We start from the raw sequence: 13,394 nt of genomic DNA, 5'->3' as shown, positions 1-13,394 counted from the left end.
ACTGTTACAATCGGTTTAAAAGCAATTTACGGTTATATGTTTAATTGTAAACAAATTAATTTTGTAGAAAAATGTTAGGCTTTCGCTTTTAATTCTTCCATTAATTCTTCAATGTAATGTTGTGCTGTTTGAGCAGCAATACTACCGTCACCAGTTGCAGTAACAATTTGACGTAAAGTTTTATCCCGTACATCACCTGCTGCAAAAATTCCGGGAACTTTCGTTTCCATTAATTCATTTGTAACAATATAACCATTTTCATTTGTAATGCCTAATTGTTCGAAAGGTTTCGTCAATGGTACCATACCAATATAAACGAAGACACCATCTGCTGGAAATTCCTTTTCCGTTCCATCCGTCGTAGACACTAATGTTACACTACCTACTTTACCGTCTTTTTCATTAATTGATTTAACCGTATGATTCCAGATGAAATCGACCTTTTCATTCGCAAATGCACGGTCTTGTAATATTTTTTGTGCACGTAACTGGTCGCGACGGTGAACAATGGTTACTTTGCTAGCGTACCGTGTTAAATAGACACCCTCTTCAACAGCAGAGTCCCCACCCCCGACAACGACTAGTTCTTTATCTTTAAAGAAAGCCCCGTCACAAACGGCACAATAAGAAACTCCACGCCCACCTAATTCATTTTCACCTGGAACACCTAATTTCTTATATTCTGCACCAGTTGCAATGATTACTGCCCGTGCTTTATATTCCTTTTTACCAGCTTTAATTAGTTTATATTCTTTTCCATCCACAATTTCTTTAATATCACCGTAAGCGTACTCTGCACCAAATTTCTTTGCATGTTCGAACATTTTATTTGATAAATCTGGTCCTAAAATACTATCGTAGCCTGGGTAATTTTCTACATCCTCCGTATTGGCCATTTGCCCACCTGGAACTCCTCGTTCAATCATTAAAGTGGATAAGTTAGCTCTCGAAGTATAAACAGCAGCGGTCATACCAGCCGGACCCGCCCCAATAATAATGACATCATAAATCTTTTCTTCCGTCATTTTATTCACTCCTCTTTGTTAAATATACCTATAGTAGTATATCCTCTAAATTTAATGCTATAGGAGAAAAGTATTTTCGTCTAATAAAATGCTCATTTCCACACGTATAAAAAGTTAAACTTTTTGTGAACATTATTTAATCATGCCAAGGCTCTTCTCCTAGTTTTTCTGGGCGAAGCTTAATTAACTTCTCCCACGCCTTTTTAGCAATTGTTTCATTATTGGAATAATGTGCAGCTAACACCAACCAATAATAGTAGTCACTTTCCTTATAAATAGACGTCTTTAACAAAGATTTCAACCAACGAAAGCCGTGGCGATAATTTCCTATTATGGTAAATGTTACCCCTAGCTTATAACGATGGTCAGCAGAAATCGGATAAATGGTTGTTAGCATTTCGGCATATTTGGATATATCTTTTCCTTCGTAGTAATTAAATATTACTAAATTACATAGTGCATGTAAGTTGCCAGTATTTTCCACCAGTACCTTTTCTAATATTTGTTTTGCCTGTTCTTTATTCCCTTGATGGAAATAAGCCAATGATAAATTATTGTATGCAGGCCAAAATTCTTCGTAATCATCAATAATTTCTAGTAGCAAAGGAATAGCCTCCGAAAACTTTCTTTCTTCAATTAAATGCTTTGCTAACTCATGTTTTTCAATTAAATCATCTTCTACAAATGAACTTTCATTCAACAATCCATTTTCATCTATTTCATCTGTCTCAATCGCTAAAACCTCTAATAATTCTTTCGTGTCATCGGCAAATTCCCCTGTCGGTTGTTTCGACAAGTACATATTTGCGTGTTTAACCGCTTCTTTATATAATCCCATATACGCATAATTATTCGCTAAAAAGTAATGACACTCATCCATCGGTTTTCCTGGATTATTAATAATAGACATTAATAGCTGGTTAGACTTCTCATAATCTTCTAATTCCGAATAAATAATTGCTAATTGACAAGTAATCATCGGCTCATTTGGCTCTAATTGCAGGGCACGTACTAAATACTTCTTTGCGAGTAAATAATTACCCATTTGAAATGCATCGATTCCTTTATAAAAATAAAACTCACCCGTTGGAATAAATGAAAGTACTTTTCCCTCTTCATGAGTCGATTGTATATTTTTACTCACATTGACCCTCCAATTTATAAAATAATCATATATAAAACCGTTAACCTGTATTATCTTACAATCTGAATAACGAATTATCTCCAACTTTAACCCAATAACCTATAATAACATAATCATATTTTGAATGGAATAGCGCATAAGAAAAAGCCTGGTACGCAACCAAGCTTTCATAATTATTCAGATGACATCATATCCTGATTATAGATCGGATCTAATTTCTTCCGTTCTTCCATTTTTTCTTTCGTATAAATGACCCGCATCGGATTTCCGCCGACAAATGCTCCAGGTGGAACGTCTTTATGCACTAATGTACCAGCAGAAACGATTGCACCATCACCTATTTCCACTCCTGGTAAAATGGTGGAGTTGGCACCAATCATCACTTCATCACCGATGATGACTTCTCCTAGACGGTACTCTTTTATTAAATATTCATGAGCTAAGATGGTCGTATTATAACCAATAACCGTATTCCGTCCAACTTGAATTTTTTCTGGGAACATAATATCAAGCATTACCATTAGTGCGAAAGATGTTTGCTCACCGACTTTCATTTTCAACAGTTTCCGATATAACCAATTCTTTACAGATAAAAAAGGGGTATAACGTGCCAGTTGAATAACGATAAAGTTTTTTATTACTCTCCAAAAGGGCACCGTTTTATATACATGCCATAATGAATTTGCCCCTTGGACAGGAAATCGAGTAGTCTTTCGCATCTTATTCAACCCCGACAATAGGCAAAAGGTCACTCATATGTTCTAACATATAATCTGGCTTGAACTGCATTAAATGATCTCTTCCTTTTAAAGACCAAGCAACCGCAGCCGATTTTGTCCCAGCATTTTTCGCAGCTAAAATATCGTGATAAGAATCACCAACCATAATTGCTTCCTCAGGAGATGAGTCTAGTAAATTCAACGCTTTAAAAATCGGCTCTGGATCTGGCTTTGGATTAGCAACATCATCAAGTGCCACGATATGCTCAAAAAATCGTGTTAATTTACTAGCTTCTAAACCTTTCATAACGACATCTTTTAATTTCGTCGTTACTACAGCAATTTTAAAGCCTCGGTTCACAAGTAGTTCCACTGTCTCATACACACCATCGTATTGTTCCAGTAACTCGTCATGATACTTTTTATTAAAATCACGATAATACTCCACCATTTCCTCCGCTTTTTCTTTGTCAACAGAAGAAAAAGTTTCATATAATGATGGACCGATCAGTGGAATACAATCTTCCCGAGTAAATTGGTTTGGTGCGTATTTTTTAAAGGTATGTAAAAACGATTGAATAATTAACTCATTCGAATCAATTAACGTACCATCTAAATCGAATAAAATGGTTGTTACTCCTTTACTCAATACGAAGTCACTCCTTTCCGTTCTGTCTCCGCAATTTTATTCCAAATGTTCCCGACGATAAAGGTTAATAAAATTGCTGTCACGATCCGAATTAATAACAATGGTAAAACTGGAATGCCTAATGGGACAAAGATTAATGTATCTTCAATCACTGCATGACAAGCAATTAAAAAGATAAAAGCTATCGTTGCATCTTTTTTACTTACCCCATCTTCTTTAATCGATTGTAGCAACACGCCAGCACCGAAAGCCAAGCCGAAGATGAGACCTGCCGTCAATGTTAATGACGTATTTTCTTTCATCCCAAAAATTCTCGTAACTGGAGCCATCCAACGTGAAAAAATATTTAGCCATTGTAAATCTTTTAATATTTGTATTCCGATCATTAGTGGAATAACGATGATGGCAAGTTGAAACACTCCTGTGCTCGCCTTCATGATTCCAGCTAAAAATATTTCCAAAAATCCTTCCGCAACGGACTCATTTGTTGGGACGAGACCATATTTAGCTACCTCACTACCACCTTGCCATACAAAATTAATAATTACGGCAGAAATAATAGCTAAGCCAAGCCGTACTGTTAAAATAACCCAAAGCTTGACACCGGATTTTAACGCAACACCAGATTCAATAAGAAGATTATGAGAAAAGGATAGCATAACAGCAATAATAAATACTTCTTTAACGGTTAATTCTAATGATAAGATTGCCCCGATTCCAGCATATAAGTTAAGCAAATTTCCTAATACGAGCGGAATTGCTGCTTCCCCTGACAACCCTAATAAGACCATTAACGGAGAAACTTGTTCAATAACCCATGGTAATATTGGTGAATGCTGTAAAAGAGTGACAATCAATGTTACAGGAAAGATAATTTTCCCTAACGTCCATGTTGTCTTGAGACCATTCATTAGACCGTTTTGAATTGATTTTTTCCACATGAACAATTCTCCCCTCCCCCTCTATTTGCAATTGATTAATCTAAATAATTCGGTACCGATCCTTTTTTTCTTCTAATAACAATAAAGATAACCGATAATAAAATGACACTAAGAGATAGTAACTGGGCAACCCGGAAATCTCCTAACATTAAGCTGTCCGTACGCATTCCTTCAATAAAAAATCTGCCGATGGAATACCAAATTATGTAAGAGAAAAAGATTTCGCCTTGCTTTAAGTTTAGTTTTCTAAACGAGATTAAAATAATAAAACCTAAAATATTCCATAATGATTCATATAAAAACGTAGGGTGGTAGTACTTCCCATCTATGTACATTTGATTAATAATGAAATCCGGTAAATGCAATCCTTCTAAAAATCCTCTTGTGACTTCTTCCCCGTGTGCTTCCTGATTCATGAAATTTCCCCAGCGACCTATTGCTTGAGCAATAATAATGCTTGGTGCTGCAATATCAGCCAATTTCCAAAAGGAAAGATTTTTTTTACGGGAAAAAATTACAGCCGTAATAATAGCGACAATTAATGCTCCATGAATTGCTAAGCCGCCTTCCCATATTTGAAAAATTTGAGCAGGGTACATAGAATAATAGTCCCATCGAAAAAGAACGTAATATATTCTTGCCCCAATGATTGATAATGGAATAGCCCAAATTAATAAATCTGCAAACGTATCTTCTGGCAAGTGTCGTTTTTTCGCTTCTCGGTTTACCAGTAAAAAAGCAATCACAATGCCTAACCCAATTAAAAAACCATACCACCGAATTCCACCATCACCAATTTTCAATAAAAATGGATCTAAAGGCTGTATATTATATATCATTCGACCGACTCCTAACTTATGAAAGATAATGACTATAGAAAATAATAGCTAGTTGTCTGCATCTATTATTGCCCTATAGTCATATTGGATAAGTATTTACTCTTTTTTATAGTATCAATTATTTGAAATAAAGAAAACAGAAGCGACTTGTTTTTCTCCGCTGGAAAACGCGTTTTCTTAATAAATCACTGGATGATTAATCTTCATCACTTTCCATTATTGTATTTGCCAGTTTGGATGTAAACTGTTGGGCGGCATTTACCCCCATCCTCTTTAATCGATAATTCATAGCGGCTACTTCAATAATAACAGCTAAATTTCGTCCTGGTCGGACAGGGACCGTTAATTTAGGAATTTCTGTGTCAAATATTTTCATCTTTTCTTCTTCTAAACCGAGACGATCATATTGTTTGTTTTTATCCCAGTTTTCTAAATGAATACACATCGTAATTCTTTTGTAAGATCGAACAGCTCCAGCACCAAACAACGTCATAACATTGATAATCCCTAAACCGCGAATTTCTAATAAATGTTCAATTAAGTCTGGCGCATTCCCAACCAATGTATCTTGATCTTCTTGCCTAATTTCTACACAGTCGTCTGCAACTAGGCGATGACCGCGCTTCACGAGTTCCGGTGCCGTTTCACTTTTACCGACACCGCTTTGACCAGTAATTAACACTCCTACTCCATAAATATCGACAAGTACTCCGTGCACTGCTGTAGTTGGAGCGAGTTTCCCTTCCAAATAATTTGTTAAGTGGCTAGATAATTTCGTTGTCTTCATTTTAGAACGAAGTACAGGTACTGCTGTATTTTGTGATGCCTCGATAAGTTCTTGAGGCACGTCCAATCCTCTTGTAATAATAATCCCAGGTGTAATATCGGTACAGAGTCGTTCCATGCGAATTTTTTTATCGCCAGGGGTTAATCTTTCGAAAAAAGTTAGTTCTGTTTTACCTAATAATTGCAAGCGATCTTCTGGGTAGTAGTCGAAGAATCCAGCCATTTCTAGACCTGGTCGGGAAATATCAGTAGTTGTTATCGGACGATTAATTCCTTCCTCCCCACTAATTAATTCCACATCAAATTTTTTAATTATATCATTAACAGTAACTTTTGCCATTGTATGTATTCTCCTTTATTTTCAAATACGAATCTTTTGTAGGCTCTTCGTCCATACGTTGCCAACTGTCTTTGTTACGTATCTCAATATGTATTTCACTAACCGCTTTTTAAAATGTATAGTATAAATATTTTACCATTATTTATTCTGAAACCAAATATTTCTTTATAAACTATTCTTGACTATTTTTCGAGCTTTCATTGGATTATATTTTCTTTTAGTAATCGTCCCGCTTTTATGGAACAATACAAGTGTATTTGGACAAGTCGCATTATCGCCTTTTGTACTTATGAACTAGCGATAAAGTGTCTGCATGTAAAAAGTTCCTCTTTCATTTATATTATGACTACTATTTTTTACCTTTTGAAACCCTTGCCATTACTGTAATATTAGGTTTTTTTTCGATTGTTTTTTTAACTGATATGTTTTTATAGCGTAGATTATATTATAATAAACAATATAATCTAGAATAAGTAGGTGACATCAATGGATACTACGCAAAAGAAGTTATTAATTACAGGTACAATCGTCTTAGAAAACGAATTAGTTGAAAATAGCTATGTCATCATTAATGGAGAAAAAATCGAGGCTGTTGGTATGAATTCAACTATCCCGGAAAATTTCCAAGGGGAAATCATACAATATAATGAACCGATTTATGTAGCTCCTGGGTTTATCGACGTACATATTCACGGCGCAAATGGGGCTGACACAATGGATGCTACAACTGAAGCAATTGATACAATGGCACAAGCGCTTGTGAAAGAAGGTACAACATCGTTTTTGGCAACGACTATTACGCAAGAGAAATCCGCAATTGAAAGAGCCTTAGAAAACGTAGCTGACTACGTAAAAAATCATAACAAACGAGGAAAGGCAGAAGTAGTTGGTATTCATCTAGAAGGTCCTTTCATTAATCCTGTCCGCAAAGGAGCTCAACCCGAACAATATATTATTGATCCATCTGTTGATCAATTTAAACAGTGGCAAGAAATTGCGGAAGGAAACATTAAATTAGTTACATTAGCTCCGGAACAATCAGGTGGCTACGAACTGATCCAATATTTATCAGAAAATGGCGTTATTCCATCTATTGGCCATACCGATGCCAACTATACCGAAGTGGAAAAAGCTGTCAAAGTTGGTGCTAGCCATGTAACACATTTATTCAACGGGATGAAAGGTGTCCACCATCGTGAACCTGGTACAGCAGGAGCAGCCCTGTTATTTAATGAACTAAATGTTGAACTGATTGTAGATGGTTTCCACTTACGTCCTGAAATGGTTGATTTAGTAGTGCGTGTAAAAGGAACAGATAAAATTACATTAGTTACAGATGCAATGCGAGCAAAATGTTTAAAAAACGGTGTATCCGAATTAGGCGGTCAAAAAGTAATTGTCAAAGATGGAAAGGCTGTCCTTGAAGATGGTACGCTCGCAGGCAGTATTTTGAAAATGAAAGACTCTGTAAAAAATATGACTCGTTTCGCAAAAATAAGTTTGCCTGAAGCAGTCAAACTTGCATCAATGAATCCTGCTAGGGAACTACATATTGATGACCGAAAAGGCAGTCTGGAACCAGGAAAAGACGCTGACATTGTTGTATTAAATAAAGATTACGAACCAATATTAACAATTTGCCGCGGAACTATCGCATATAAGGGGGACTAAAAAATGAAATTATTACGTGTAAAAAATTATGAAGATATGAGCAAAAAAGGTGCAGAAATCATATTAAATTTAATTAAAGAAAAACAAGACACACGTTTAGGATTGGCAACGGGATCCACACCGAAAGGGTTATATGAAAATTTAATTGCCGACCATAAAGAACACGGAACAAGTTACAAAAGCATTCGTACTTACAATTTAGATGAATATGCTGGATTAGATGGCAGTCATCCGCAAAGTTACCGATATTTCATGAACGATGTATTGTTCCATCATATTGACATACCGCTACAACAAACACATGTACCTAACGGAAAAGCGGATTTACTGGAAGAAGAATGCAAAAGGTACGAAGCAGTCATCCGGGAAAGTGGCGGTATCGACTTGCAATTACTTGGAATCGGGACGAATGGGCATATCGGCTTTAACGAGCCAGGGACTCCTTTTGATAGCCGTACGCATATTATTGAACTAGCCGAAAGTACAAGGGAAGCAAATTCACGTTTCTTCGATTCCATTGACGAAGTTCCTACTCATGCGATTACAATGGGAATTGAGACAATTTTAGAAAGTAAAAAAATTATCTTGCTAGCTTCAGGCGAAGCAAAAGCAGATGCAATGGTAAAACTTTTAACTGGTGAAGTAACAACTGACTTCCCTGCCTCTGCCCTTCGTAATCATGCAGATGTGGTTGTAATTGCCGATGAAGCTGCTCTTAAAGATGTCGACCTTGATCAATTAAAAGGTATTCAATTAAGATAATTTTTTCTTTATAAAAAAAGGCAAGCCGACGGAAGTTGCTTCAGCCTGTATGAAAAAAGTCAAACCCAAGAATGTTGGCAAATGGCGAACTGCACATTCTTGGGTTTTGAATTTCATGGATTTGCTATTTGTACTTTCTCCTTGTGCCATAAGCTTTTTCGTATCTCAATTCCATTAGTACTACGCGGTTGGTAAATGTTTAACGAAGACAGAACCCATTTTTGATTCGGCTTCAACATAACCGTCTTCCCCACTTTTTCCAATAGGTTCGAATTTCAATGATTTTTGTACGAATTCATTTTTGTTTTCTACCAAACTAATATCATCTAATTCCATTTGAAGGTTTCCAATATTAGTTTTTAATTCACCTGATAACGAAATACCTTTTGGCAGTTTTATATATACACTTCCTGTCGCCGACTCAATATCCAGTTTTTTTACATCTATATTTCTAACGTTCGCAAAAATGGACCCACTTATCGTTTCGACTGCAAGAGACTGTAATCTTCCATCAATCTCCACTCGTCCATTTACGGTTTCAACATCCGCTTTATCATAATTTACTTCAATGAGCGTAATCCCCCCATTACTAGTTTCTATTTCAACTTTCTCACCTTTTGATTCTGATAAGTGGATTTTACCATTGGCCGTTTTCATCTCTAAAGTTGAAGTATGGAGTCCTCTCACTTCAATTGGTCCGTTGAAAAGTTTAACGGAAATTTTATCATAATGATGGGCTGGTACGAATAATTTTGCTGTCACTTTCATAAATTTCTCGTGAGACTGAATGACTAGCGTATCTTCCCGTATAGCAAACTCCATTTCTTGTAAAAACCTTTCTTTCCCTTTTGTCGGCTCTTCTTCTCGATACACCTTTGCTTCACATTCTAGGCGAACATCTTCCCCATCCCAACTGTTTAATTGCACCGAACCGTATGGAATATGAATGATGACATTTCGAAATTCAGTGAAAGGTTGTTGAAAAACATGGGATATAATAACAGAGTTATAAAAATCTAAATCCAACTCTTTTACTTTTTTCATCGCTTTATCAACGAATTCTAATAATTTTTCTTTCGTCGATGTCATTGTTTGCTGATGATTATTTGTTTGCTTCTCCTCATCGAAAGCATCTTCTTCCGCTTTATACTTGACTACCGCTGACAATTCTGTTGCAATTTTTTCCTCCTTGGCAGTTTTCGCGGTTTCAATTTCCCCTAACTGATCCAACATTTTTTCTGCTTCTTCCGTCGTAATTTCGCCAGATTTTAACATATCCAATATCCGTTTTCTTTCTTCCTTCATCCCTACTCACCTCAATTTTAATAATGGATTATCAAACTATGAATAACGCGTTCTATTCCCGAATCTTTACATTTGGTTGTAAAATAACCAGTTTTCCACAACCCTTACTTATATTCATGACTCCGACGAGTTGATCTATATAATTTTACGAAAGAAGCAATTAGAAGTTTCGTTTTTTAGAAATTTGTAGCTATTAGTATGAAAAAAAGGGCGTCCAAAAGTCCTAGCGAACGACTTTCGGATAGCCCTCTTAAAAATTTACTACTGGAAAGGTTTGGATGAACTCCATTATTGAGTGACTTTTGCTTGGATTAATTTGTCCATTCGCTTACGATCTCTTTCCAAAATACGTTTTAAATAAATTCCTGTATAAGATCCTACCGTTTCAGCAACTTTTTCAGGGGTTCCCTTTGCTACTATCGTCCCACCACCATCGCCGCCCTCAGGACCTAAATCAATAAGATAGTCTGCTGCTTTAATGACATCCAAATTATGTTCAATGACTACAACCGTATCACCGTTATCAACGAGACGTTGTAACACTTCAAGAAGGCGAGCAATATCATCGACGTGCAAACCTGTTGTTGGTTCATCTAAAATATACAGGCTCTTCCCATTAGATCTGCGGTGCAACTCAGAGGCGAGCTTTACTCGCTGTGCTTCACCACCTGAAAGGGTAGTTGCAGGTTGACCGAGCTTCATATAGCCTAAACCAACATCATAAATCGTTTGAATTTTTCGTTTGATTTTCGGGATGTTCGAAAAAAACTCGAGCGCATCTTCCACTGTCATATCTAACACATCAGAGATATTTTTTCCTTTATATTTAACCTCTAATGTTTCACGATTATACCGTTTGCCATGACAAACTTCACAAGGCACATAAACATCAGGGAGGAAGTGCATTTCAATTTTAATAATTCCATCTCCACGACACGCCTCACATCGTCCTCCTTTTACATTAAAACTAAAACGTCCCTTTTTATATCCTCGTACTTTCGCTTCATTAGTTGCTGCATAAATATCACGAATATCATCAAATACTCCTGTGTATGTAGCCGGATTGGAGCGCGGAGTCCGTCCTATTGGAGATTGATCAATGTCGATAACTTTTTCTAAATGTTCCATTCCCTCGATACTTTTATGGGCGCCTGGTTTTACCTTTGCCCTCTGCAATTGTTGTGCTAACGATTTATATAAAATTTCATTTACTAATGTACTTTTACCGGACCCTGAGACACCAGTTACAGCAATAAAAGTTCCAAGCGGTAATTTTACAGTCAAATTTTTTAAATTGTTTTCCTGCGCACCAATTATTTTAAGAAAGTTACCATTCCCTTTCCGTCTTTCCTGTGGGAGTGGAATGAATTTTTTTCCTGCTAAATATTGGCCAGTGATGGAATGTTCGTCATTCATAACATGTTCAGGGATTCCAGCAGAAATAATTTCGCCACCATGAACTCCTGCTCCTGGACCGACATCAATTAAGTAATCGGCAGCAAGCATCGTATCCTCATCATGTTCCACCACTATTAATGTGTTGCCGAGGTCTCGCATATGTTGCATTGTAGCAATAAGTTTATCATTATCACGTTGGTGAAGACCGATGGACGGTTCATCTAAAATATAGAGAACTCCTGTTAGTTGGGAACCAATTTGGGTCGCGAGGCGAATTCGCTGTGCTTCTCCTCCTGAAAGTGTGCCAGCTGCCCGGCTCAATGTTAAATAGTCCAACCCGACATTTACTAGAAAACCTATTCGTTCTCTTATTTCACGTAAAATTAGTCTAGCAATACTTTGTTCTTTTTCTGACAAAGGCAGGTCGCTAAAGAAATTCAGCGCTTCTTTTATGGATAAGTCGGTAACTTCCCCGATGTGGCGACCGTTAATTTTTACTGCCAATGTTTCTAGTTTTAACCGATGTCCTTGACAGGTTGGGCAAGGATTTTGTGCCATGTACTTTTCCATTTGTTCGCGGATAAAATCGGACGATGTTTCTTTGTAGCGGCGTTCTACATTACGTAGAACACCTTCAAATTCAACAAAGTTTTCCCGAACTTGTCCAAAGTCATTCTCATAATGGAAAAAGATTTCTTCTCCATCGGAACCGTATAAAATTTTATCCATTTGATGTTTCGGCAAATCTTTCACTGGGACGTCCATATCAATTCCGTAATGTTCGCAAACACATTCAAGTAATTGGGGATAATATTTTGAACTGATTGGTTCCCACGGAGCAATGGCCCCTTCCTTTAAACTTAGTTCTTTATTAGGAATAACTAAATCTAAGTCTACTTCTAATTTGGACCCTAACCCGTCACACTCAGGGCAAGCACCAAATGGACTATTAAAACTAAACATTCGTGGCTCTAGTTCCCCAATGGAAAAACCGCAATATGGACAAGAGTGAAGTTCACTGAAAAGCAACTCTTCTTGGCCAATTACATCAATAATTACCCTGCCTTCTCCTAATTTTAAAGCTGCTTCCAATGAATCTGAGAGTCGTGCATTTATTCCTTCTTTGACGACAATACGGTCAATCACAACATCAATGGAATGTTTTTTATTTTTCTCCAACGTAATTTCGTCCGTAACTTCTAGCATTTCCCCGTCAATTCGAACGCGAACATACCCTTGTTTTTTAATATCCTCTAATACTTTTACGTGGCTTCCTTTTCTCCCGGATATAACAGGTGCCAAAATTTGTATTCTCGTTCTCTCTGGAAGTTGTAATATTCGATCAACCATTTGCTCAATCGTTTGGGAAGTAATTTCAATTCCGTGATTAGGGCAAATTGGGTGTCCGATTCGTGCATATAATAATCGTAAATAGTCGTAAATTTCGGTAACTGTTCCGACTGTTGAACGAGGATTACGGCTCGTAGTTTTTTGATCGATCGAAATAGCCGGAGACAGTCCTTCAATAGAATCGACATCTGGCTTATCCATCTGACCTAAAAATTGCCGAGCATATGCTGATAGTGACTCGACATATCGCCTTTGTCCTTCTGCATAAATTGTGTCAAAAGCTAAGGATGATTTACCCGATCCAGATAATCCAGTTAACACGACTAGTTTATCTCTCGGGATTTCTACATGTAAATTTTTTAAATTATTTGTTCGTGCTCCACGTACAATAATGCGATCGTTCATATATCTTACACCTTTCCGTTAAAAATTCCATGCCAAAGGTGAATTTCTTCAATCAACATG

General features: G+C 36.8%; 11 protein-coding genes. 2 read left to right on the top strand and 9 right to left on the bottom strand.

From position 1 onward, the window contains the following. Positions 1 to 74: 74 nt before the first annotated feature. The 7 genes from trxB to hprK all read right to left on the bottom strand — a co-directional run bounded on the left by trxB (position 75) and on the right by hprK (position 6,443). The gene (gene trxB / locus BN1242_RS08560) at positions 75 to 1,025 is read right to left on the bottom strand and encodes a thioredoxin-disulfide reductase (protein ID WP_062354321.1); all 951 of its coding nucleotides are present in this window, start codon (positions 1,023 to 1,025) and stop codon (positions 75 to 77) included. Positions 1,026 to 1,161: 136 nt separating this feature from the next. After that, the gene (locus tag BN1242_RS08555) at positions 1,162 to 2,169 is read right to left on the bottom strand and encodes a tetratricopeptide repeat protein (protein ID WP_062354318.1); all 1,008 of its coding nucleotides are present in this window, start codon (positions 2,167 to 2,169) and stop codon (positions 1,162 to 1,164) included. Between the two features lie 173 nt (positions 2,170 to 2,342). Next, positions 2,343 to 2,888, bottom strand: coding sequence for an acyltransferase (locus BN1242_RS08550; RefSeq protein WP_062354314.1), 546 nt, complete (start codon positions 2,886 to 2,888; stop codon positions 2,343 to 2,345). 1 nt (position 2,889) lies between these two features. After that, entirely contained in the window at positions 2,890 to 3,537 is a 648-nt protein-coding gene (ppaX, locus tag BN1242_RS08545) for a pyrophosphatase PpaX (RefSeq protein WP_062354310.1), read from the bottom strand. Then, positions 3,534 to 4,478, bottom strand: a complete 945-nt coding sequence (locus BN1242_RS08540) for a nucleoside recognition domain-containing protein (protein WP_062354307.1) — start codon at positions 4,476 to 4,478, stop codon at positions 3,534 to 3,536. The genes ppaX and BN1242_RS08540 overlap by 4 nt, the downstream gene beginning before the upstream one ends. 35 nt (positions 4,479 to 4,513) lie before the next feature. Next, positions 4,514 to 5,317: a prolipoprotein diacylglyceryl transferase gene (gene lgt, locus BN1242_RS08535; protein WP_062354303.1), complete on the bottom strand. Its 804-nt coding sequence runs from the start codon at positions 5,315 to 5,317 to the stop codon at positions 4,514 to 4,516. 196 nt (positions 5,318 to 5,513) lie between these two features. Next, on the bottom strand, positions 5,514 to 6,443 hold the full coding sequence (hprK, locus tag BN1242_RS08530; RefSeq protein WP_062354300.1) for an HPr(Ser) kinase/phosphatase: 930 nt from the start codon (positions 6,441 to 6,443) through the stop codon (positions 5,514 to 5,516). Positions 6,444 to 6,929: 486 nt separating this feature from the next. On the opposite strand from hprK, the gene nagA reads away from it, so the two are divergent. Further along, a complete protein-coding gene (gene nagA, locus BN1242_RS08525) occupies positions 6,930 to 8,114 on the top strand; it encodes an N-acetylglucosamine-6-phosphate deacetylase (protein WP_062354296.1) in 1,185 nt (394 codons plus the stop codon). A gap of 3 nt (positions 8,115 to 8,117) precedes the next feature. Further along, a complete protein-coding gene (nagB, locus tag BN1242_RS08520) occupies positions 8,118 to 8,876 on the top strand; it encodes a glucosamine-6-phosphate deaminase (protein WP_062354293.1) in 759 nt (252 codons plus the stop codon). A 180-nt stretch (positions 8,877 to 9,056) separates the two neighbouring features. On the opposite strand, the gene BN1242_RS08515 is transcribed toward nagB, so the two are convergent. Then, positions 9,057 to 10,181 carry a DUF4097 family beta strand repeat-containing protein gene (locus BN1242_RS08515; RefSeq protein ID WP_062354290.1) on the bottom strand — a complete coding sequence of 375 codons (1,125 nt, stop codon included), beginning with the start codon at positions 10,179 to 10,181 and terminating at the stop codon, positions 9,057 to 9,059. Positions 10,182 to 10,469: 288 nt separating this feature from the next. Continuing rightward, the gene (uvrA, locus tag BN1242_RS08510) at positions 10,470 to 13,334 is read right to left on the bottom strand and encodes an excinuclease ABC subunit UvrA (protein WP_062354287.1); all 2,865 of its coding nucleotides are present in this window, start codon (positions 13,332 to 13,334) and stop codon (positions 10,470 to 10,472) included. Positions 13,335 to 13,394 lie beyond the last annotated feature (60 nt).

The sequence above is a fragment of the Bacillus kwashiorkori genome (assembly GCF_001375515.1).
Taxonomy (GTDB): Bacteria; Bacillota; Bacilli; order Bacillales; family Caldibacillaceae; genus Bacillus_BK; species Bacillus_BK kwashiorkori.
This window is presented reverse-complemented; position numbering and strand designations above follow the sequence as displayed.